The organism is Streptomyces sp. 891-h (genome assembly GCF_022760275.1).
GTDB classification, from domain to species: domain Bacteria; phylum Actinomycetota; class Actinomycetes; order Streptomycetales; family Streptomycetaceae; genus Streptomyces; species Streptomyces spirodelae.
Window position 1 is genome coordinate 5,717,447 of the sequence record NZ_CP050693.1, and the last position, 21,017, is coordinate 5,738,463.

General features: G+C 71.3%; 21 protein-coding genes. 15 read left to right on the plus strand and 6 right to left on the minus strand.

Annotated features, from left to right (window positions below; all coding sequences use genetic code 11):
- Positions 1–25 precede the first annotated feature (25 nt).
- Entirely contained in the window at positions 26–1,354 is a 1,329-nt protein-coding gene (locus HC362_RS25055) for a DUF2252 domain-containing protein (protein ID WP_243086406.1), read from the minus strand.
- A gap of 234 nt (positions 1,355–1,588) precedes the next feature.
- Between HC362_RS25055 and dnaE the strand changes: the two genes are divergently transcribed.
- Positions 1,589–5,134: a DNA polymerase III subunit alpha gene (dnaE, locus tag HC362_RS25060; protein WP_243086407.1), complete on the plus strand. Its 3,546-nt coding sequence runs from the start codon at positions 1,589–1,591 to the stop codon at positions 5,132–5,134.
- 559 nt (positions 5,135–5,693) lie between these two features.
- On the opposite strand, the gene HC362_RS25065 is transcribed toward dnaE, so the two are convergent.
- On the minus strand, positions 5,694–5,846 hold the full coding sequence (locus tag HC362_RS25065; protein ID WP_243086408.1) for a hypothetical protein: 153 nt from the start codon (positions 5,844–5,846) through the stop codon (positions 5,694–5,696).
- A gap of 245 nt (positions 5,847–6,091) precedes the next feature.
- On the opposite strand from HC362_RS25065, the gene HC362_RS25070 reads away from it, so the two are divergent.
- The 4 genes from HC362_RS25070 (at position 6,092) to HC362_RS25085 (ending at position 10,602) form a co-directional block, all read left to right on the plus strand.
- Positions 6,092–7,546, plus strand: coding sequence for an NYN domain-containing protein (locus HC362_RS25070; RefSeq protein ID WP_243088808.1), 1,455 nt, complete (start codon positions 6,092–6,094; stop codon positions 7,544–7,546).
- 163 nt (positions 7,547–7,709) lie between these two features.
- Positions 7,710–8,729, plus strand: coding sequence for an ABC transporter ATP-binding protein (locus tag HC362_RS25075; protein ID WP_243088809.1), 1,020 nt, complete (start codon positions 7,710–7,712; stop codon positions 8,727–8,729).
- A 271-nt stretch (positions 8,730–9,000) separates the two neighbouring features.
- Positions 9,001–9,786, plus strand: coding sequence for an ABC transporter permease (locus tag HC362_RS25080; RefSeq protein ID WP_243088810.1), 786 nt, complete (start codon positions 9,001–9,003; stop codon positions 9,784–9,786).
- Between the two features lie 105 nt (positions 9,787–9,891).
- Positions 9,892–10,602 carry a hypothetical protein gene (locus HC362_RS25085; RefSeq protein WP_243086409.1) on the plus strand — a complete coding sequence of 237 codons (711 nt, stop codon included), beginning with the start codon at positions 9,892–9,894 and terminating at the stop codon, positions 10,600–10,602.
- A 13-nt stretch (positions 10,603–10,615) separates the two neighbouring features.
- Here HC362_RS25085 and ybaK read toward each other — a convergent pair whose 3' ends face one another.
- The 3 genes from ybaK to HC362_RS25100 all read right to left on the minus strand — a co-directional run bounded on the left by ybaK (position 10,616) and on the right by HC362_RS25100 (position 13,767).
- Positions 10,616–11,113 carry a Cys-tRNA(Pro) deacylase gene (gene ybaK, locus HC362_RS25090; protein WP_243086410.1) on the minus strand — a complete coding sequence of 166 codons (498 nt, stop codon included), beginning with the start codon at positions 11,111–11,113 and terminating at the stop codon, positions 10,616–10,618.
- A 24-nt stretch (positions 11,114–11,137) separates the two neighbouring features.
- Positions 11,138–11,953, minus strand: a complete 816-nt coding sequence (locus HC362_RS25095; RefSeq protein WP_243086411.1) for an LON peptidase substrate-binding domain-containing protein — start codon at positions 11,951–11,953, stop codon at positions 11,138–11,140.
- 170 nt (positions 11,954–12,123) lie between these two features.
- A complete protein-coding gene (locus HC362_RS25100; RefSeq protein WP_243086412.1) occupies positions 12,124–13,767 on the minus strand; it encodes an oxidoreductase in 1,644 nt (547 codons plus the stop codon).
- A gap of 160 nt (positions 13,768–13,927) precedes the next feature.
- Between HC362_RS25100 and hisD the strand changes: the two genes are divergently transcribed.
- From hisD to hisF, 8 genes are read left to right on the plus strand one after another with little or no spacing between them, the layout of a single operon-like run.
- A complete protein-coding gene (gene hisD, locus HC362_RS25105) occupies positions 13,928–15,271 on the plus strand; it encodes a histidinol dehydrogenase (protein WP_243086413.1) in 1,344 nt (447 codons plus the stop codon).
- A 14-nt stretch (positions 15,272–15,285) separates the two neighbouring features.
- Entirely contained in the window at positions 15,286–16,419 is a 1,134-nt protein-coding gene (locus HC362_RS25110; RefSeq protein ID WP_243088811.1) for a histidinol-phosphate transaminase, read from the plus strand.
- Entirely contained in the window at positions 16,419–17,009 is a 591-nt protein-coding gene (hisB, locus tag HC362_RS25115; protein WP_209264895.1) for an imidazoleglycerol-phosphate dehydratase HisB, read from the plus strand. Before HC362_RS25110 ends, hisB begins: the two co-directional genes overlap by 1 nt.
- On the plus strand, positions 17,006–17,170 hold the full coding sequence (locus HC362_RS25120; RefSeq protein ID WP_209264896.1) for a hypothetical protein: 165 nt from the start codon (positions 17,006–17,008) through the stop codon (positions 17,168–17,170). Before hisB ends, HC362_RS25120 begins: the two co-directional genes overlap by 4 nt.
- A complete protein-coding gene (hisH, locus tag HC362_RS25125) occupies positions 17,167–17,823 on the plus strand; it encodes an imidazole glycerol phosphate synthase subunit HisH (protein ID WP_243086414.1) in 657 nt (218 codons plus the stop codon). The genes HC362_RS25120 and hisH overlap by 4 nt, the downstream gene beginning before the upstream one ends.
- A gap of 20 nt (positions 17,824–17,843) precedes the next feature.
- Positions 17,844–18,572: a bifunctional 1-(5-phosphoribosyl)-5-((5-phosphoribosylamino)methylideneamino)imidazole-4-carboxamide isomerase/phosphoribosylanthranilate isomerase PriA gene (gene priA / locus HC362_RS25130; protein WP_243086415.1), complete on the plus strand. Its 729-nt coding sequence runs from the start codon at positions 17,844–17,846 to the stop codon at positions 18,570–18,572.
- Entirely contained in the window at positions 18,572–18,988 is a 417-nt protein-coding gene (locus tag HC362_RS25135) for a RidA family protein (protein WP_209264898.1), read from the plus strand. The genes priA and HC362_RS25135 overlap by 1 nt, the downstream gene beginning before the upstream one ends.
- Positions 18,985–19,743, plus strand: a complete 759-nt coding sequence (gene hisF / locus HC362_RS25140; RefSeq protein ID WP_243086416.1) for an imidazole glycerol phosphate synthase subunit HisF — start codon at positions 18,985–18,987, stop codon at positions 19,741–19,743. The genes HC362_RS25135 and hisF overlap by 4 nt, the downstream gene beginning before the upstream one ends.
- Before the next feature lie 118 nt (positions 19,744–19,861).
- Here the strand turns inward: hisF and HC362_RS25145 are convergent, their stop codons facing one another.
- Complete coding sequence (locus tag HC362_RS25145; protein ID WP_243086417.1) at positions 19,862–20,047, minus strand: hypothetical protein; 186 nt, start codon at positions 20,045–20,047, stop codon at positions 19,862–19,864.
- A gap of 96 nt (positions 20,048–20,143) precedes the next feature.
- Here HC362_RS25145 and HC362_RS25150 point away from each other — a divergent pair, with 96 nt between their 5' ends.
- On the plus strand, positions 20,144–20,503 hold the full coding sequence (locus HC362_RS25150) for a DUF6463 family protein (RefSeq protein WP_243086418.1): 360 nt from the start codon (positions 20,144–20,146) through the stop codon (positions 20,501–20,503).
- Between the two features lie 113 nt (positions 20,504–20,616).
- Positions 20,617–20,973: a DoxX family protein gene (locus tag HC362_RS25155; protein ID WP_243086419.1), complete on the plus strand. Its 357-nt coding sequence runs from the start codon at positions 20,617–20,619 to the stop codon at positions 20,971–20,973.
- Positions 20,974–21,017: the final 44 nt, after the last annotated feature.

Below are 21,017 nucleotides of genomic sequence, written 5' to 3' on the forward strand. Positions count from 1 at the left end.
GCCCGCCCCGTCACCCACGGTGGTCTCAGACCCCCGGAATGCGTCCGTTGCGGAAGAGGTCCACGAAGATCTGGTGGTCACGGCGGGCCTGCGCGCCGTATGTGTGGGCGAAGTCCACCAGCATCTCGCGGAAGCCCTTCTCGTCCGCCGAGATCACCTCGTCGATGGCGCGCTCGGTGCAGAACGGCACCAGGCTGTGCCCGCTCTCCGCCTCGTCGGCGGCCGCGTGCATCGTGGCCGTCGCACGGGCGAGGTCCGCTGTGACCTGCGCGATCTCCTCCGGGTCCGAAAGCTCCGACCAGTCCAGGTCGACCGCGTAGGGCGAGACCTCCGCCACCAGCTGTCCGGTGCCGTTCAGCTCCGTCCAGCCCAGCCACGGGTCGGCGTGCGCCTGCAGGGCCCGCTGCGAGATGACGGTGCGGTGCCCCTCGTGCCGGAAGTAGTCGCGCACCGCCTGGTCGGTGATGTGCCGCGAGACGGCCGGGGTCTGCGCCTGCTTCATATAGATGACCAGGTCGTTCTCCAGCGCGTCGCTGTGCCCCTCCAGCAGGATGTTGTACGAGGGCAGCCCCGCGCTGCCGATGCCGATGCCCCGTTGGCCCACCACGTCCTTGACCCGGTGCGCCCCGTGCCGCTCACGGCCCTCGTGCGGCGGGAGGGTGCCCAGATAGGTGTCGAACGCCTCCAGCACCGCGTCCCTGGTCTCCTTGTCCAGCTCGATGGAGCCGCCGCCCGGACTGAAGCGGCGCTCCCAGTCACGGATCTCGGTCATGGTGCCCAGCAGCCCGAAGCGCGTGTTGGCCCGGGCCGCGTGCAGCGCCTCCAGCACAGGGCCCCGCGCGGTCTCCAGGGTGAGGGTGGGCGGCTCGCTCTCGGAGGCGCCCTCGGCCATGGTGCGGATGCGCTCCCGGTAGGCGTCGGCGTAGGTGGTCACCAGCGCGGTGATCTGCTCGTCGCTGAGCGCCTTGCTGTAGCCCAGCAGCGCCACGGAGGCCGCGAAGCGCTTGAGGTCCCAGGTGAAGGGGCCGACGTACGCCTCGTCGAAGTCGTTGACGTTGAACAGCAGCCGGCCGTTGGCGTTCATATAGGTGCCGAAGTTCTCGGCGTGCAGATCTCCGTGTATCCACACCCTGCTGGTGCGCTCGTCGAGGAAGGGGCCGCTGTCCCGCTCGTCGTGGAGGTCGGCGTAGAACAGGCAGGCCGTGCCGCGGTAGAAGGCGAAGGCCGAGGCGGCCATCTTGCGGAACTTCGTCTTGAAGGCAGCCGGATCCGCGGCGAGGAGGTCGCCGAAGGCGATGTCGAAGACCTCCAGAATGGTCTCGCCGCGCGCTGCTGCCTGGCCTGCCGTGGTCATGGGTGCACTCCGTGATCGGTAGGGGACTGGACCGTTGTATGACGAATCGAGTGTCCAACGTACGCGGACGCGGCTGGGTGCCCGGCGGTTCTCCCGGAGGGCAGCGGGAAACTGTTCCGCCCCCCAGGGGTCAGAACTGTTCGGGGTCCCCGCCGGTACGTCCGCGGGCTGTCGGTGCCGGGTCGTAGACTCCTAGGCCGCCCCACAAGACCCGCGCCCGGAGGTGGCCTCGTCGTGACCGACAAGCCCTTCACTCATCTGCATGTGCACACGCAGTACTCGCTCCTCGACGGCGCAGCCCGGCTGAAGGACATGTTCAACGCCTGCAATGAGATGGGCATGTCGCATATCGCGATGACCGACCACGGGAACCTCCACGGCGCCTACGACTTCTTCCACTCCGCGAAGGACGCCGGAGTCACCCCGATCATCGGCATCGAGGCGTATCTGGCTCCCGACCACCGCAGGAACACCCGCCCGGTCAAGTGGGGCACCCCGCACCAGAAGCGGGACGACGTCTCCGGTAACGGCGCCTACACCCATATGACGATGTGGGCCAGGAACGCCACGGGACTGCACAACCTCTTCCGCGCCCAGTCACGGGCCAGCCTGGAGGGCTTCTTCCGCAAGCCCAGGATGGACCGCGAACTGCTCGCCGAGTACGCCGAGGGCCTGATGGCCACCACCGGCTGCCCCTCGGGCGAGGTGAGCACGAAGATCCGGCTCGACATGGAGGACGAGGCCCTCAAGGCCGCCGGGGAGTACCAGGACATCTTCGGCAAGGAGAACTTCTTCGTCGAGTTGATGGACCACGGCATCGACATCGACAAGCGCGCCAGGGACGGCCTGGAGCGCATCGCGAAGAAGATCAACGCGCCCTTCATCGTCACCAACGACTCGCACTACACCTACGAGCACGAGGCCGCGGCGCACGACACCCTGCTGTGCATCCAGACCGGCAGCAACCTCTCCGACCCGGACCGCTTCAGCTTCGACGGCGCCGGCTACTACATCAAATCCGCCGAGGAGATGTACGCCATCGACTCCTCGGACGCCTGGCAGTCCGGCTGCCGCAACACCCAGCTGCTGGTCGCCGAGCGCATCGAGACCGAGGGCATGTTCGAGCCCAAGAACCTGATGCCCAGGTTCGATGTGCCCGAGGGGTACGACGAGGTCTCCTGGTTCCGCGAGGAGGTCCGGCGCGGCATGGCCCGCCGCTACCCGGACGGCGTCCCCCAGGACCGCCAGGAACTGGCGGAGTACGAGATGAAGGTCATCATCGACATGGGCTTCCCCGGGTACTTCCTGGTGGTCGCCGACTTCATCAACTGGGCCAAGGACAACGGCATCGCGGTCGGCCCGGGCCGCGGCTCGGCGGCGGGCTCGATCGTCTCGTACGCCATGGGCATCACCGACCTCGACCCGGTGACCCACGGGCTGATCTTCGAGCGGTTCCTCAACCCGGAGCGCGTCACCATGCCCGACGTCGACATCGACTTCGACGAGCGCAGGCGCGGCGATGTCATCAGGTACGTCACGGAGAAGTACGGGGCCGACAAGGTCGCCATGATCGGCACCTACGGCACCATTAAAGCCAAGGCCGCCATCAAGGACGCCTCCCGCGTGCTGGGCTATCCGTACGCCATGGGCGACCGCATCACCAAGGCGATGCCCGCCGACGTCCTCGGTAAGGGCATCCCGCTCTCCGGCATCACCGACCCCAACCACCCCCGCTACAGCGAGGCGGGCGAGGTGCGGTCGATGTACGAGAACGAGCCGGACGTCAAGAAGGTCATCGACGCCGCCATGGGCATCGAGGGCCTGGTGCGGCAGATGGGCATGCACGCCGCCGGCGTGATCATGTCCAGCGAGCCGGTCATCGACCACGCGCCGATCTTCTCCCCGAAGAACGACGGCACGGTCGTCACCCAGTGGGACTACCCCAGCTGTGAGGCGCTGGGCCTGCTGAAGATGGACTTCCTGGGGCTGCGCAACCTCACCATCATGGACGACGCGGTCAAGATGATCCGCAAGAACAAGGGCGTCGACCTCAAACTCCTCGACCTCCCGCTCGACGACCCCAAGACCTTCGAGCTGCTGTGCCGCGGCGACACCCTCGGCGTCTTCCAGTTCGACGGCGGCCCCATGCGCTCCCTGCTGCGCATGATGAAGCCCGACCACTTCGAGGACATCTCCGCCGTCTCGGCGCTGTACCGCCCGGGCCCGATGGGGATGAACTCCCACATCAACTACGCGCTGCGGAAGAACGGCCAGCAGGAGATCACTCCGATCCACCCGGAGCTGGAGGAGCCTCTCAAGGAGGTCCTCGACATCACCTACGGCCTGATCGTCTACCAGGAGCAGGTGCAGAAGGCAGCACAGGTCCTGGCCGGCTACTCGCTCGGACAGGCCGACCTGCTGCGCCGCGCCATGGGCAAGAAGAAGAAGGAGGTTCTCGACAAGGAGTTCGTGAACTTCCAGAAGGGCATGCGGGACAACGGCTACTCCGACGGCGCCATCCAGGCCGTCTGGGACGTCCTGGTGCCCTTTGCCGGATACGCGTTCAACAAGGCGCATTCTTCTGCTTATGGGCTGGTCACCTACTGGACGGCCTACCTCAAGGCCAACTACCCCGCCGAGTACATGTCGGCGCTGCTCACCTCGGTGCGGGACGACAAGGACAAGTCGGCGGTCTATCTGAACGAGTGCCGCAAGATGGGCATCAAGGTGCTCCCGCCGAACGTCAACGAGTCGGAGGCGAACTTCACCTCGAAGGACGACTCCACCATCGTCTTCGGCCTCACGGCCGTCCGGAACGTGGGCCAGAACGTCGTCGACTCGATCGTGAAGTGCCGCAAGGCGAAGGGGAAGTACAGTTCCTTCCCCGACTTCCTCGACAAGGTCGAGGCCGTCGTCTGCAACAAGCGGACCATCGAGTCGTTGATCAAGGCCGGAGCCTTCGACGAGATGGGACACACCCGCAAGGGCCTCACCGCGCAGTTCGAGCCGATGATCGACAACGTGGTGCAGGTGAAGCGGAAGGAGGCCGAAGGGCAGTTCGACCTCTTCGGCGACCTGGGCGGCGACGACGCGGCCGACTCCGGCCCCGGCTTCGGCCTGGACGTCCAGTTCTCCGAGGACGAATGGGACAAGACGTATCTGCTCGCGCAGGAGCGCGAAATGCTGGGGCTCTATGTCTCCGACCATCCGCTCTTCGGCCTGGAACACGTGCTGAACGAGAAGGCGGACGCGGCTATCGCGCAGCTGACCGGGGGCGACTACTCGGACGGCTCCATTGTGACGATCGGCGGGATCATCTCCGGGCTCCAGCGGAAGATGACCAAGCAGGGCAACGCATGGGCGATCGCCACCGTGGAGGACCTGGCCGGCTCCATCGACTGCATGTTCTTCCCCGCCACGTATCAGTTGGTCTCCACGCAGTTGGTGGAGGACGCGATCGTCTTCGTCAAGGGCCGCCTCGACAAGCGGGAAGACGTGCCGCGGCTGGTCGCCATGGAACTCCAGGTCCCCGATCTGAGCGAGGCGTCCGCGTCCGCGCCGGTCACCATCACGATTCCGAGTCTCAAGGTGACGCCGCCGCTGGTGGAGAAGCTCGGCGATGTGCTCACCCAGCATCGGGGGACCAGCGAGGTGCGGGTCCGTCTGGAGGGGGCGCGCAAGACGACGGTGCTTCGCCTTGATCGGCACCGGGTCACTCCGGACCCCGCCCTTTTCGGCGACCTCAAGGAACTCTTGGGCCCCTCCTGCCTTGCGGGGTAACCCCCGCGGAAAGCCGCCTCCAATGGCTGAGGGCTCAGCTTTGGGTGGGTGGGGGAGGCGGATGGCTGAGGGCCCAGCCCTCTGACCGTCTCTCGTTTATGGGGGCTCCGCCCCCATACCCCCGGGTCCTCGCCGGACGGGCGTTGGGGGGCTCCGCCCCCCAACGGCCCCCCGCTACGGGGGCTTCGCCCCCCTAGGAGCCCCCTTCCGCAAAAGGGCACCCCTGTTCACGTTCCCTTGTCCCGGCTGATGGCGGATGCCCTTGGCTTGTGCCGGTGACTCCCGCAGGGTCGTCACCGGCCGGTCCAAGGGCCACGCACCAGTGAGGGGATGCTCTTTGCGTCGATGGCGAGGCACCAGGCGGCAGGGGGGTCCTAGGGGGGCGAAGCCCACCTAGCGGGGGGGCTGTTGGGGGGCGGAGCCCCCCGACACGACCTGTCGGCGCAAGCCGGGACGCAAACGGGGCGTGCGTCCACAACCGGCGGGCCACCCCGTGAGGGGCACGCGTCCACAACCGCGGGGCCCCGAAGAGAGGGGGTACCGAAGGCGGCGGTCGCAATTAGTTGTGGCCGAAGCGGCGCTCCCTCCCTTTTCGGGGGAGTTCCGCAGCGGAGCGCTCCGCTGCGACGGCCCTCGCCCGCTCCCTCTCCCGCCGCTGTTCCTCCGCCGTCCGGGACTGCCGAGGCTGTTGACGCTGCTTGTTCTTTGCCATGATCGCCTCCTGCGACGGGAGAGCTGAGCCCTGAGGGAGGGCGCCAAGGGGTCCTCCCTCTCAGAGTTGCATGACCTGAAATGCCCCGCATGTCGGACAATTGCGCCACGCCGATGATCGAGTTCCGGCTGTTAACCCTCGTAGGGTCGGGCAGACTCGAAGGACACGGGGGACCGGCCGGCACGCGCCGCGTCGCGAAGGCACAGCCTCGGCTGTACGTCATGACCGAGAGTGGGTGGAACGTCGTGGACCGCTGCGTCGTCCTGGTGGACGCCGGTTATCTGCTGGGCGCCGCCGCCAGTCTCCTGGCGCGGGAGCCCACTCGCTCGCGGATCACCGTCGACCACGCGGGCCTCATCCAGGCGCTCCGTCAGCAGGCCGAGGCCGACACGCAGTGTGCGCTGCTGCGGATCTACTGGTTCGACGGCGCACCGGACCGCGTACCGCAGCCCGAGCACCGCAGGCTGCGCGTGATGCCCCGGGTGACCGTACGGCTGGGAGCTCTCACCCGGAGTGACGGGCGGTGGGCGCAGAAGGGCGTCGACGCCGCGATGCACGCGGAGCTGACCGAACTCGCCCGTAACCGCGCCTGCTCCGACATCGTGCTGGTGACCGGCGACGGCGATCTGCTGCCGGGGCTGATGTCGGCGAAGGAGCACGGGGTCGCCGTCCATCTGTGGGCGGTACAGGCCGCGGACGGGGACTACAACCAGTCCGAGGACCTGGTCGCCGAGGCGGACGAGCGGCGGGTGCTGGACCGCTCGTGGATCACGCCCGTCGTCCGGGCCAAGGATCTCACCGCACCCTGCGCACCCCAGCCGGCGCCCCGTCCGGAGATCGCCGCGATTCTCTCCGCGCCGCTGCCGGAGACGGGCAAGAACGGTGACGCGGTCGACCGTCATCCGACCGCCCCCGTCATGCCGCCGGGGGCACCGGCCCGGCCGTCCGCGCCCGTACCGCTGAGCTCCTCCGGCCCCGCGGAGCAACCAGGCGAAGCAGACCCGGTTCATCCGGCGCACCCCGCGGAGGCCGGGGGCCAGGCGGACGCCGCGGACCCCGCAGCCGCCGCCGAGGCGACGCGAGCAGCGGCGGCCGAGCCCTGTGCGCGGCCGGACTCCGCGCACACGGAAGCCGCGGAGGGCAAGCAGCCCGCCGCGTCCGGCGGCACGGCGTCGAACCGTACCGAGACGAACCGCACCGAGGGGGTGCCCACGCCCAAGGATCTGGCGGATCTCGGCCGCCAGGGGCAGCAGGCGGCTCCGGCAGGACCCCCGGGAGCGACGCTGCGCTGGTCGTCCGACCGCGGCTGGGTCGAGCGGACCGCGCCCGGTGAGGCGCCCGAGACGGCGGCGCTGCCGATGCTCGCCCAGCTCACCACGGCCGAGCAGCGCTGGGCCGACCGCGAGGAGGACATCACCGCGGTCAGCGGCGACCCGTACGAGGTCGGTCAGGTCTTTGCCCGCCGCTGGATCGAGCGGCTGACCAACGAGAGCCATCTGGAACAGCTCTCCGGCGAATACCCGCGCATTCCGCACCGGATCGACGGCGAACTGCTGCGGTACGCGGCCAGGTTCGGGCTGCTCGCGCACAAGGACGACCAGATCGACGAGCACGACCGCTATGCGATCCGCGCGGGCTTCTGGCGCGAGGTCGACGCCCGCTCCGGCGCCTCCCCCGAGCACGCCCCCGCCGGGGAGTGACCCCCGAGCACAAGGGCGGGCCCGCCGGGGAGTGACCCGGCCGCAAACACCCGCCCCGTCCGGAATCGACCGGGGCGCAAGGGCCCGAAGCGGGGTGGGGGAACCGGGACGCGTACCCTCATAGGTCGTGAGAACGGGCACTCGGCAGGCGGTGGACAGCTCGGTGGGAAGCGAAACGACGCCGACCCGGGCCGCCGTGCGCGTCGAGGACCTGGTCAAGACCTATCCCTCGGTGCGCTCCAGGCGCGGCACGCCGGCAGCGCCCGCCGTGCGGGCCACCGACGGAGTCTGCCTGCGCGTGCACCAGGGCGAGATCTTCGGCCTGCTGGGACCCAACGGAGCGGGGAAGTCCACCCTGGTCCGGCAGCTGACCGGCCTGCTGCGGCCGGACGCGGGCGAGGTGGAGGTGCTGGGGCACGACCTGGTGCGCCACCCGGAGCGGGCCGCGCGCCTCCTCGCGTATCTGGGCCAGGAGTCCACCGCGCTGGACGAGCTCACGGTGGGCCTCGCCGCCGAGACCACCGCGCGGCTGCGCGGCATGGAGACCGCGGCGGCGCGGACCGCGCGGGACGAGGTGCTGGCCGAGCTGGGGCTGACCCCGTTGGCGGGACGGCCGCTGAAGAAGCTGTCCGGCGGGCAGCGGCGGCTGGCGTGTGTGGCGGCGGCGCTGGTCGGGGACCGGCCGCTGCTGGTGCTGGACGAGCCGACCACCGGCATGGACCCGCACGCACGGCGCGCGGTGTGGGCGGCCGTCGACCGGCGCCGCGCCGAGCGCGGCGTGACCGTGCTGCTGGTCACCCACAACGTGATCGAGGCCGAGACCGTGCTGGACCGGGTCGCGGTGCTGGACCGGGGCCGGGTGATCGCCTGCGACACGCCGGGCGGCCTCAAGGCGGCGGTCGGTGACGAGGTACGGCTGGAGCTGGTGTGGCGCGACCGGGCGCCTGTGGAGATCCCGGACGTCGCCGCGCTCGCCGCCGCGGCCGTCGTCACAGGGCGCCGCTGGACACTGCGGCTGCCGCCGGAGGCCGCACGTGAGGCGGTCACACTGGTCACCACGGGCGAGGCCTTCGCCGCGCTCGACGACTTCCGGCTCGCCACCCCGAGCCTGGAGGACGTCTATGTGGCGCTCGGCGGCCGCGCCGTGGGAGCGGACGGCGTTGAGGGCCTGGTGAGGGCGTGAGAGCGGCACTGGGACGAGGATGCGGCACACCGGATCGCGCGCCGGACGCGCGGGTGGTGCGGACCGTGCGCGACGTGAGGGGCAGGCTCGGGTGAGGACGACGGTGACAACGGCGGGGAGCCGTTCGAGGACCGACGACGAAACGGCGCCGCCCGACACCCCCCGGCCGGACCCCGAAGCGGCCCCCTCCACCCAGGACCCGGCTCCCTCCACCGAGGGCACGGCCCCCCGCGAGGGCGCCAGGCCCGACGTGGCGGAGGTCCCGGAGAGGATCGGCGCCGACGTACACGACGGTGGCGGGGCCGTGCCGCTCGCACCGCGGGCGCGGCTGTGGCCCGCGCTGGGCGCCGTATACCGGGCGCAGCTCTCCCGGGCCCGGGTGGCGCGGATTCCGCTGCTGTTCGTGGCGACGTTCCAGTCGCTGGGAATCATGGTTCTGATGCGCGGTGTGGTGGACGACGGTGCGGAGGCGCGGGCCGTGGTGGCCGGGTCCAGCGTGCTGGTCGTCGCCTTTGTGGCGCTCAATCTGCTGGCGCAGTACTTCGGGCAGCTCCGCGCGGGCGGCGGGCTCGACCACTACGCGACGCTGCCGGTGCCGGCGGCCTCCGTCGTGCTGGGCGCCGCGGCGGCGTACGCCTCGTTCACCGTGCCCGGCGTAGTGGTGACGGCGGTTGCGGGCAGTGTGCTCTTCCAGCTTCCACTGGGCGGGCTGTGGGTGCTGGTGGCCGTCGTGCCGCTCGCCGGGGCGGCACTCGCCGGGCTGGGCGCCGCGCTGGGGCTGCTCGCCCCACGTCCGGAGCTGGCCACCCTGGGCGGCCAGCTGGGTATGTCGGCAGCGCTGCTGCTGGGGGTGCTGCCGGCGGGTGGGCTGCCGCTGGTGGTCCAGTGGGCGCGGGACCTGCTGCCGTCCACGTACGGCGTCGAGGCGTTCGCCCGTACGTTCGAGCCGCACCCGGACTGGGCGCGGGTGGTGACCGACCTGGGCGTGTGCGCGGCCGTCGGCGTGCTGTCGCTGGCTGTCGCCACCCGCGCCTACCGCTGGGCGGCCACCCGCTGAGCTGTACCGGTACGGCGCGCCCCTCCCAGGGTGGCGCGTGCCGGACGGCGCGCCCCTCCCCGGGGTGGCGGCACCGCCTGGGCGGCGGCCTGGCACGATGGCGGGGTGACCGTACCGACGCCCTCCTCTCCCGACCCGGACCACTCCCACCCCGCCGCGCCCCAGGCCGGACCGGGTCACCAGCCCGGCCCCGACGGCGCGGCCCCGCAGTCCGCTCCGCCGCACGCGGTGAGCGCCGGCTACGGCGGCGGTGAGGGCGGACCGCTCGTCCTCCGCGAACTGCGTGACGCCGCCCTCTGGGGCGCCGCCGTCGCCGTCGTCGGGGTGCTGCTGGGACTGTTGTGGCTCTGGCTCGCGCCCCGGGTGCCGATGTACGCGTACGGCAAGATCGCCGTTCCCAAGCACCCGGAGGGCGAGGAGGCCATCGGCGCCGAGGGCGTCTTCACGCTGCTCGGCCTGGCCTTCGGCCTGGTGACGGGCGTCGTGGTCTTCCTGCTCCGCAAGAGCGGCGGCGTCGGGCTCGTCGTCGGCCTCGGTGTGGGCGGGCTGCTGGGCTCGCTGCTGGGGTGGCGCACCGGCGTCTGGCTCGGCCCCGAGACCGACCTGTCCAAGGCGGCGCAGGCCGCCGGCAAGGGCGCCACCTTCGACGCTCCGCTGGAGCTGCACGCCTACGGAGTGCTGCTCGCCTGGCCGTTCGCCGCCGTGCTGGTCCATTTGCTGGTGACGGCCTTCTTCGGGCCCCGCGACGATCTCCCCGGCGCGACTGCCGGTGGCCCGGGCTCCGTCGCCCCCGCCCCGCAACCCTGGAAGAGCTGACTCCGCGGGCAGCTCAGCTGCGGGCCACCGGAGCGACGACGGCTCCCGTCAACTTGGCCAGGTCCGAGGGGGCCAGCTCGATCTCCAGCCCTCGGCGCCCGGCGGAGACGCAGATGGTGGCGTACTCCTCAGCGGAAGCGTCCAGCACGGTGGGGAGCTGTTTGCGCTGCCCCAGCGGGGAGATCCCGCCGCGCACATAGCCCGTCGTACGCTCGGCCGCCGCCGGATCGGCCATCGCGGCGCGCTTGCCGCCGACCGCCGAGGCCAGGGCCTTGAGGTCCAGCGAGGCGGAGACGGGCACGACGGCGACCGTCAGGGCGCCGTCGACCTCGGCCACCAGCGTCTTGAAGACCCGCTCGGGCGGCACCCCCATCGCCTCGGCGGCCTCCTCGCCGTAGGAGGGCGCCGCCGGATCGTGCTCGTAGGCATGGGTCTCGAACGCGATGCCCGCCTCGGTGGCGGCGACGATGGCGGGGGTCGCCGACCCCTGCCGCTTGTTCTTCTTTGCCATGTGCTCCGCCCCCGGGTGGGTCCTTCAGTTCTGGCTGGTCGGGTTCCGGGTCAGGTCGGCCGCCGGCAGCGACGGCAGTTTGCCGATGACGGCTGTCTCCCGGCGCAGCAGCTTGAGCTCGTCGGCCAGCCGGGTCGCGGTGTCCGGGGCCTGGAGCAGCCGCTGCTTGGCCGGGGTGTCCAGCACGGTGGCCGCCGCGACCAGATAGGAGACGACCGAGGGGTCGTCCGGCAGGTCCTGTTCCTGACCGGCGGCCAGGGTCCGCTCGCGGGCGCTGGCCAGCCGCTTCTGGTACGCGCGGAAGGCGCGCAGCACCCCGGAGGCGAGAGCGCCCGCCTCGTCGCCCTCCTCCTCGGGCAACTCCTCGATCTCGCCGGTCAGATACGGCCCCGAGGTGTCCACCGACAGCAGCCGGAACCGGGTGGTGCCGGTCGCCAGCACCTCGTAGCCGGTGGTGCTGGTGCGCGGGTCGGTGCCGGGCGCCGTCTCCTCGGGCGCGTCGGCCTCCTCGGCGGCGCCCAGGCCCGCGACACGCTCCCGGATGGTGGAGGCGTCGGCGATGCAGCCGACCGTGTAGAACGACTTGATCGGGTCGGGGCCGAAACCGGCCGTCGGGTCGGTGCCCTGCGGCGGCGCCGAGTCGGGCATGCCGGTGGCCGCGGGCGCGACCTCGCGGCCGTCCCGGATGGCGACGACACCGAAGCGGCGCGGCGCGTCCTCGGGCAGCGCGAGCAGGTCCCGCATCAGCGCGCGGTACCGCGGCTCGAAGATGTTCAGCGGCAGCACCAGCCCCGGGAACAGCACCGAGTTGAGCGGGAAGAGCGGAAGCGCGGTTGTCACAACCGGTAAGCCTAAAGCCTCCGGCCCCCACCGCGGGGCCCGGTGCGCCTTACGAATCCCACCCGAAACCGTCCCGCCCCTCCCGCCGCCCCTGCCACCCCGTCCACCGGGCACCCCGTCCACCGGGCACCCCGTCCTCCCGGCGCCCCGTCCTCCTGCCGCCCCTGCGGCTACTGCCGCCGCAGCAGCCGGGTGGCACCGGCGGCCACCGTCGTGGCCAGCACCCAGCCCGCCATGATCATGCCGGCAGCGATCCACTGGTAGCCGCCGGCCGGGTCCCACGCCGTGTCCTGCCCGAAGGTGATCACGGGCAGCAGCAGGTCCAGCGTGTACAGCACGGAGTTCCAGTGCGGCGCCTCGTCGCCCTTGAGCGCGGGCGGCCGGTGCGCCTCGAACAGCAGCGCGCCGCTCAGCCACAGCAGCGCCATCCACAGCGCGGCCTGCGCCGGCCGGTAGCCGTACGCCACCGTCCAGTCCTGGAGTACGCCCCACAGCTTGCCGGGCAGCGGCAGCGTCTCGCGGCGGCGGCGCTGCTTGGCCAGCAGGACGAGGCGTGCGTTGGTGTCGTCGCCGCTGTTCCGGTACATCGCGGCGAGCTGCTCGTACGGCTCGGGCGCGTACTCCGCGGTCGCGGCGTTGACCCACTGGAGCCGCTCGCGGACGTTGAAGTGCCCCTCCTTGGGGATGGCGTGCTGGTAGGTGAAGCCCGCCATCCACAGCCGGTGGTCGCCCGGCCAACTGGAGGCGCGGTCCATCAGCTTCTCCACGCTGGCCCCGGACAGCACCACCAGCCCCCGCTCGGGCAGCTGCGGGGTGAAGGTCAGCTCCGGGGTGCTGATCCGGCGCAGCGAGAGCTCCTGGTCGCGCTGCATCTCCAGACGGGCGTTCTCGATCACCAGCGAGGAGCCGAACCGCCCGTCGTCCAGCACCATGCCGCCGGTGCACTGGAAGTGCTTGGTGCGCCAGCGGGCGCCGCCCCCGGCGTCGGGGCGCAGGCCCGCGGGGTGGGCGTAGTCGAAGCTGGTGCCGGTGGGCGGGGTCGCGGTGTAGAGGTGGGGCGCGCTGCCGCGGCCGGCGTCGGCGAAGCTCGCCACCTGTTCGACGGTCATCTGCGGCGCGTACAGCGCGTACCGGCCGCGCGGATTGCGCAGCACGGAGCCGAACATGTGCAGCGAGCTGCCGACGGAGGCGCCGCGCATGCTGACCTGTCCGTCGGTGACCAGCAGACTGGCCTGGAACTCCTGGGAGACACTGATGCCGTCCGCCGCTATGGCGCGGGTGCGCCGGCCGCTGCCCACGGTGGCCTCGTTGAGCAGCAGGTCGGTACCGATCGAGGCGTCCGTCAGCTTGACGCCTTCCGGGATGCTGCACCGGGGCAGGTGCAGATCGCCCTCGGTGGTCAGCCGGGCCCCCTCGAAGCGGGGCAGGTAGCAGTCGACGAAGCGCGCGGTGTTCACCCGGGCCTCGGGCATCCGCACCTCTGCCTCGAAGCGGCACTGCCGCAGCTCGAAGTACGGCTCGACGCTGCCGCCCGCCAGGTCCAGGCAGCCGGTGACATACGCGCCGACCAGGTGCAGCGAGGCCACCCGGCCCAGCAGCGGCGGCGGCCCGTGCAGCAGCAGCAGGGCTATCACCCGGGCGCGTACGGTGCGCTCCGGGCCCCAGTTGTGGTCCCCGTTCGGGTCGTCGAGCTCGGCCTCGCCGTGGCGCAGATCGTGTTCGGTACCGTTGCGGAACGCCTGCCAGAGCCCCCACTCGGCAGTCGTCAGCCGCAGTCCCGCAGGCGGCTCGCCCGAGTCCGCTGGCTCGCTCACGCGTTGTCTCCCCCTCGGTTTTCGAACGTGGTGGTCGTACCGCTCCCATTCCCGCTCCGTGACCGGATGAACGCGGGAGGCGACGATCGTCCCGTGTGACTTGTATCAGCCTCTGATACGGACGACCGGGGCGCTCCGAGGGTCTGAGAGACTTGAGTACGTGATCTCCCGAATCGATCTGCGTGGCACAGCCTTCTCCGGACCGGCCTCCGGCCCGGCGGACGGCGTGCTCGACCGTGACCTGCTGCCCCGTGCCGAGCTCGACGTCGAGGCCGCCCTGGAGAAGGTGCGGCCCATCTGCGACGACGTGCGGCATCGTGGCGCGGCGGCGGTGATCGAGTACACGGAGAAGTTCGACGGGGTGCGCCTGGAGCGGACCCGGGTTCCAGCGGAGGCGCTGGGCAAGGCCCTGGAGGAGCTGGATCCGGCCGTTCGCGCGGCTCTGGAGGAGTCCATCCGGCGGGCCAGGATCGTCCACCGCGACCAGCGGCGCACCGACTCCACGGTCCAGGTGGTACCCGGCGGCACCGTCACCGAGCGGTGGGTGCCGGTGGAGCGCGTGGGGCTGTACGTACCGGGCGGTCGTGCCGTCTACCCGTCGTCCGTGGTGATGAACGTGGTGCCCGCGCAGGAGGCCGGCGTCGGCTCGCTGGCCGTGGCCTCACCGGCCCAGCACGAGTTCGACGGGCTGCCGCACCCCACCATCCTCGCCGCCTGCGCGCTGCTGGGCGTGACGGAGGTCTACGCGGTGGGCGGCGCGCAGGCCGTGGCGATGTTCGCGTACGGCACCGCGGAGTGCGCCCCCGCGCAGCTGGTCACAGGCCCCGGCAACATCTATGTGGCCGCCGCCAAGCGGCTCCTCAAGGGCGTCATCGGGATCGACTCCGAGGCGGGCCCGACCGAGATCGCGATCCTCGCCGACGACACCGCGGAAGCGGCCCACGTCGCCGCCGACCTGATCAGCCAGGCCGAGCACGACGTGGTGGCCGCCGCCGTCCTGGTCACGCCCTCGGAGGCGCTGGCCGAGGCCGTCGAGGCCGAGCTGAAGACGCAGGTGCCCGCCACCAAGCACAGCGAACGCATCGCCGAGGCGCTGTCCGGGCGGCAGTCCGGCATCGTGCTCGTCGACTCCCTCGAAGCGGGGCTCGCCGTCGTCAACGCCTACGCCGCCGAACACCTGGAGATCCAGACCGCGCAGGCCGCGGACTGGGCGGCACGGGTGCGCAACGCGGGCGCGGTCTTCGTCGGCCCGTACGCTCCCGTCTCGCTGGGCGACTACGCCGCGGGCTCCAACCACGTGCTGCCCACCGGCGGCTGCGCCTGCCACTCCTCGGGCCTGTCGGTCCAGTCCTTCCTGCGCGGCATCCACGTCGTGGACTACACGCGGGACGCGCTGGCCGAGGTCACCCACCATGTCGTCGCGCTGGCGGAGGCGGAGGATCTGCCCGCGCACGGTGCGGCACTGAAGGCAAGGTTCGAGTGGAAGGTCCCCGAGGCACCGTGACCGGCAACCCGTCTGTGTCCCGTCTGGACGAGCTCCCCATCCGGGACGAGCTGCGCGGCAAGTCCCCCTACGGCGCGCCCCAGCTGGACGTGCCCGTACGGCTGAACACCAACGAGAACCCCTACCCGCTCCCCGAGGAGTTGGTGGCGCGGATCGCCGAGCGGGTCGCCGAGGCGGCGCGCGAGCTCAACCGCTACCCCGACCGGGACGCGGTCGAGCTGCGCACCGAGCTCGCCCGCTATCTGACCCGTACGGCGGGCCACACCGTCGGCCTCGAGCAGGTGTGGGCGGCCAACGGCTCCAACGAGGTGCTCCAGCAACTCCTCCAGGCGTTCGGCGGCCCGGGCAGGACGGCGCTGGGCTTCGAGCCGTCGTACTCGATGCACGCGCTGATCTCCCGCGGCACCGGCACCGGCTGGCTGTCGGGGCCGCGCAACGACGACTTCACCATCGACACCGAGGCCGCCGTCGCCACCATCGCCGAGCACAAGCCGGACATCGTCTTCATCTGCTCGCCCAACAACCCCACCGGCACGGCCGTCTCCCAGGAGACGGTGCTGGCGCTGTACGAGGCCGCGCAGGCGGCGCGCCCCGAACGCGGGGCGCTGGTGGTGGTGGACGAGGCGTACGGCGAGTTCTCGCACCACCCCTCGCTGCTGCCGCTGATCGAGGGCCGCCCGACGCTGGTGCTCTCGCGCACCATGTCCAAGGCGTTCGGCGCCGCCGGGCTGCGGCTGGGCTATCTGGCCGCCGCGCCCGCCGTGGTGGACGCCGTCCAGCTGGTGCGGCTGCCCTACCACCTCTCGGCGGTCACCCAGGCCACGGCGCTGGCGGCGCTGGAGCACACCGACACCCTGCTCGGCTACGTCGAGCAGCTGAAGGCCGAACGCGACCGGCTGGTGAGCGAGCTGCGGGCCATCGGCTGCGAGGTCACCGCCTCGGACGCCAACTTCGTGCAGTTCGGCCGCTTCGACGGCGCGGCGGGATCGCACGCCGTGTGGGAGGCGCTGCTGGCCCGCGGCGTACTGGTCCGGGACAACGGGGTCCCCGGCTGGCTGCGGGTCACGGCGGGCACGCCGGAGGAGAACGACGCGTTCCTCGACGCGGTGCGAGCCGTGACGAAGGAGCTGAAGGAGAAGAGCGACTGATGACGCGCAAGGGCCGGGTGGAGCGCACCACCAAGGAGACCTCTGTCGTGGTCGAGATCGACCTCGACGGCAAGGGCGATGTGGACATCTCCACGGGCGTGGGCTTCTACGACCACATGCTCGACCAGCTCGGCCGCCATGGCCTGTTCGACCTCACGGTCAAGACCGAGGGCGATCTGCACATCGACAGCCACCACACCATCGAGGACACCTCGCTGGCGCTGGGCGCCGCCTTCAAGCAGGCGCTCGGCGACAAGCGCGGCATCGTACGGTTCGCCAACGCCTCGGTGCCGCTGGACGAGTCGCTGGCGCAGGTGACCGTCGACCTGTCGGGCCGCCCCTACCTGGTGCACACCGAGCCCGAGGGCATGGCACCGATGATCGGCAGCTACGACACCACGATGACCCGGCACATCCTGGAGTCCTTCGTCGCCCAGGCGCAGATCGCGCTGCACGTCCACGTGCCGTACGGGCGCAACGCGCACCACATCGTGGAGTGCCAGTTCAAGGCCCTGGCCCGCGCCCTGCGCTACGCCAGCGAGCTGGACCCGCGGCAGACGGGGATTCCGTCCACCAAGGGCGCCCTATGACCGGGTTGGCGGCGCTGCTGATCTTCGTCGGGCTGTTTCTGGCCGGCGGGGCGATCTCGTTCTGGAAGCAGCAGCTGCCCAAGGGCGTGATCGTGCTGCTCTCCCTGGCGTCCGCCATGTGCCTGGTGGCCGGAATCCTGCGGTTGGAGTGGTGGTCATGACGACGGACAACGTGAAGGACGTCGTGGTCTTCGACTACGGCTTCGGCAACGTCCGCTCCGCCGAGCGCGCGCTGGAGCGGGCCGGGGCGCGGGTCGAGATCACCCGCGACTACGACAAGGCGATGAACGCCGACGGTCTGCTGGTGCCAGGGGTGGGCGCCTTCGCCTCCTGTATGGAGGGCCTGGTCGAGGCGCGCGGTCACTGGGTGATCGGACGGCGGCTGGCGGGTGGCAGGCCCGTGCTGGGGATCTGCGTCGGAATGCAGATCCTCTTCTCCCGCGGTATCGAGCACGGCCAGGAGGCCGAGGGGATGGACGAGTGGCCCGGCACCGTCGGCCCGCTCAAGAACGACGCGGCCCACCCGGTACCGCACATGGGCTGGAACACCGTCGAGGCCCCCGCAGACTCGCGGCTGTTCGCCGGGCTGCCGGCTGACGAGCGCTACTACTTCGTACACTCCTACGCTGTGCACGACTGGGAGCTGGAGGCCACCAGCCCGGCCCTCAAGCCCCCGCTGGTGAGCTGGACGACGCACGCCGACCGCTTCGTCGCCGCGGTGGAGAACGGCCCGCTGTGGGCCACCCAGTTCCACCCCGAGAAGTCCGGCGACGCCGGAGCCCAGCTGCTGAAGAACTGGATCGAAACCCTGTGACCCTGGAGAGCGAGAGCGCCGTGAGCACCAACCGGCTTGAGCTGCTGCCCGCCGTGGACGTACGCGACGGACAGGCCGTCCGCCTCGTGCACGGCGAGTCCGGCTCCGAGACCTCCTACGGCGACCCGCTGGAGGCGGCACTGGCCTGGCAGGCGGCTGGCGCCGAGTGGCTGCACCTGGTCGACCTGGACGCCGCCTTCGGTACCGGCGACAACCGGAAGCAGATCGCCGAGGTCGCCCGCGCCATGGACATCAAGGTCGAGCTGTCCGGTGGCATCCGCGACGACGCCTCCCTCGAGGCGGCGCTGGCCACCGGCTGCCGCCGCGTCAACCTGGGCACGGCGGCGCTGGAGGCGCCCGAGTGGGTGGCCGAGGTCATCGCCGAGCACGGCGACAAGATCGCCGTCGGCCTCGATGTGCGGGGCACCACGCTGCGCGGCCGCGGCTGGACCCGGGACGGCGGTGACCTGTACGAGACGCTGGCCCGCCTCGACTCCGAGGGCTGCGCCCGCTATGTCGTCACCGACATCGCCAAGGACGGCACCCTCAAGGGGCCCAACCTGGAGCTGCTGCGCAACGTGTGCGCGCGTACCGACCGGCCGGTCATCGCCAGCGGCGGCGTCTCCTCCCTCGACGACCTGCGGGCCATCGCGGGCCTTGTGCCCGAGGGCGTCGAGGGCGCGATCGTGGGGAAGGCCCTCTACGCCAAGGCGTTCACCCTTGAAGAAGCGTTGGAGGCGGTTGCCTGATGGCCGGAATACACCGGGTCGCGTCCGGCGGTCCCTGGGAGGAGCAGTTCGGGTACTCCCGCGCTGTAGCACTGCCCAACGGCCTGGTGCTGGTTGCCGGTTGCACCTCGGTGGTCGACGGGGTGATCACTGAAGGCGGCCCGTACGAGCAGACGGTCAACGCGTTCGGCGTCGCTCTCGAAGCACTCGAGGAGTTCGGCCTCGGCGCTGCCGACGTCGTGCGCACCCGCATGTACGTCACCCACACCCGGGACGTGGACGAGGTCGGGCGGGCTCACAAGGAACTGTTCGGCGAGGTCCGCCCAGCGGCCTCGATGATCGTCGTCTCCGGGTTCATCGACCCCAGCCTCGTCGTCGAGGTGGAGGTCGAGGCGTACCGGGACCAGCAAGGCGCACAAGGAGCACAAGAGGCATGACCCTCGCGGTCCGAGTCATCCCCTGCCTGGACGTGGACGGCGGCCGGGTCGTCAAGGGCGTCAACTTCCAGAACCTCCGCGACGCGGGCGACCCGGTCGAGATGGCCAAGGTCTACGACGCCGAGGGTGCCGACGAGCTGACGTTCCTGGACATCACCGCCTCCTCCGGCGACCGGGAGACCACCTACGACGTGGTCCGCCGCACCGCCGAGCAGGTGTTCATCCCGCTGACCGTCGGCGGCGGGGTACGCACCCCCGAGGACGTGGACAAACTGCTGCGCGCCGGGGCCGACAAGGTGGGCGTCAACACGGCGGCCATCGCACGCCCCGAGCTGATCCGGGAGATCTCCGAACGGTTCGGCAGCCAGGTCCTCGTCCTGTCCGTGGACGCCCGCCGCCGCGCCGAGGGCACCGGCTTCGAGGTCACCACGCACGGCGGCCGCCGCGGCACCGGCATCGACGCCGTCGAGTGGGCCCACCGCGCCGCCGAGCTCGGCGCTGGGGAGATCCTCCTCAACTCCATGGACGCGGACGGCACCAAGGACGGCTACGACACGGAGATGATCGCCGCCGTCCGCAAGCACGTCACCATCCCGGTGATCGCCTCCGGCGGCGCCGGCCGCCTCGACCACTTCCCGCCCGCCATCGGCGCCGGGGCCGACGCCGTACTCGCCGCCTCCGTCTTCCACTTCGGCGATCTGCGGATCGGCGAGGTGAAGGAGACCCTGCGGGAGGCCGGGCACCCGGTCCGCTGAGAGGTGCGGAGGCGGGGGAAGGGCGTGGACGCCGGGGAGAGGGTGCCCCTGGCTGCCGGTTGCGGGCCGCGGGTGTGTCGTGGTTGCTCGCGCCGTTCCCCGCGCCCCTTCGGGGCGATCAGTCGTCGGCGCCGCGGCGGCGGGCCAGCAGCGTGGTGCCCGCGACCACCAGCCCGACGGCCACCACCTTGGCGGCCCCGTACAGGCTGCCCAGATGCTCCTGCGGCTCCCAGGGGCCCAGGAACAGCAATGCGGCCGCACCGATCCCGAGCAGGACGAGGACGAGGCCGCCGACGGCGTTCATCCCCGCCCACCAGGGTCCGCCCTCTGCCGATCGATCCGCCCGTTCGCTGGTCACAACTTCCCTTCCGCCGGAGGGTGATGACGATACCCTCGCCCCATGATGCGACCTTCGACGGGACGGCTCATCCAGGCGGTCGCGGTCGGCCACGGCGCCATCGGTGCGGTGCTCTACCGCGAGGAACTGGCACAGCTGGCACGCGACGGAGTCCTCAACACCGTGCCCGAGCGCGGTGACCGGGCCGCCGCCTTCTGGTTCATGACCGCAGCGCCGGCCCTGTGGGCGGTCGGCCGACTGGTCCACTCGGCCGAGCGGAACGATGACGCCGCCGCCCAGCGCGCCACGGGGGCCGTACTGGCCGGGGTCGGCGCGGTGGGAACCGCCGCCATGCCCAAGGGCGGCTTCCCCGCCCTCCTCGGCATCGGCGGCCTGCTGCTGCGGAGGGCCCGGCGGGGTTAGGCGGCGCGGCGGGGGAGACTTCTTCAGCCCGGACAGCGGACGTCACCTTCGGGTGCTCCTCCTCGTCAAAGAGAGGGAGACCCGATCCTCGCTCCGGCAAGAAGGAGACTTCCGTGTTCACCGCCTACCTCGTCGTCACCCTTCTCACTTCCGTCGCCAACGGTTCGGTCGCCATCGCCAACCTCATCGGACACGACTACCCCAAGAGCCAGGCGGACAGGTTGCGCGTGCCACGGTCCTGGCTGCTTCCCCTGGGCGCGCTGCTGGCCGCGGGGGCGCTGGGGCTGTTGGCCGGGTTCGCCGTGCCGGTGCTGGGCGTGGCCGCCGCCGCCGGCCTCGTGCTGTACTTCGCCGGTGCGTGCTGCGCCCATGTGCGGGTCCACGACCGGCAGCTGGGACCGTGGGCCGTGTACTTCTGCCTGGCGGTGGCCGCCCTGGTCCTGAACCTGGCCCACTACGGGTCCTGGTGATCCGGTGGGGTGGATCAGTCCCTCTCAGGCTCCGCCCGGCAAGG

What these genes read in the sequence shown, in the direction of transcription:
- HC362_RS25145 (WP_243086417.1), bottom strand. Translation starts at nt 20,047, where the DNA reads ATGAACGCCGTCGGCGGCCTCGTCCTCGTCCTGCTCGGGATCGGTGCG.
- HC362_RS25065 (WP_243086408.1), bottom strand. Translation starts at nt 5,846, where the DNA reads ATGGCAAAGAACAAGCAGCGTCAACAGCCTCGGCAGTCCCGGACGGCG.
- hisF (WP_243086416.1), top strand. Translation starts at nt 18,985, where the DNA reads ATGACCCTCGCGGTCCGAGTCATCCCCTGCCTGGACGTGGACGGCGGC.
- HC362_RS25150 (WP_243086418.1), top strand. Translation starts at nt 20,144, where the DNA reads ATGATGCGACCTTCGACGGGACGGCTCATCCAGGCGGTCGCGGTCGGC.
- HC362_RS25135 (WP_209264898.1), top strand. Translation starts at nt 18,572, where the DNA reads ATGGCCGGAATACACCGGGTCGCGTCCGGCGGTCCCTGGGAGGAGCAG.
- hisH (WP_243086414.1), top strand. Translation starts at nt 17,167, where the DNA reads ATGACGACGGACAACGTGAAGGACGTCGTGGTCTTCGACTACGGCTTC.
- ybaK (WP_243086410.1), bottom strand. Translation starts at nt 11,113, where the DNA reads ATGGCAAAGAAGAACAAGCGGCAGGGGTCGGCGACCCCCGCCATCGTC.
- hisB (WP_209264895.1), top strand. Translation starts at nt 16,419, where the DNA reads ATGACGCGCAAGGGCCGGGTGGAGCGCACCACCAAGGAGACCTCTGTC.
- HC362_RS25055 (WP_243086406.1), bottom strand. Translation starts at nt 1,354, where the DNA reads ATGACCACGGCAGGCCAGGCAGCAGCGCGCGGCGAGACCATTCTGGAG.
- HC362_RS25120 (WP_209264896.1), top strand. Translation starts at nt 17,006, where the DNA reads ATGACCGGGTTGGCGGCGCTGCTGATCTTCGTCGGGCTGTTTCTGGCC.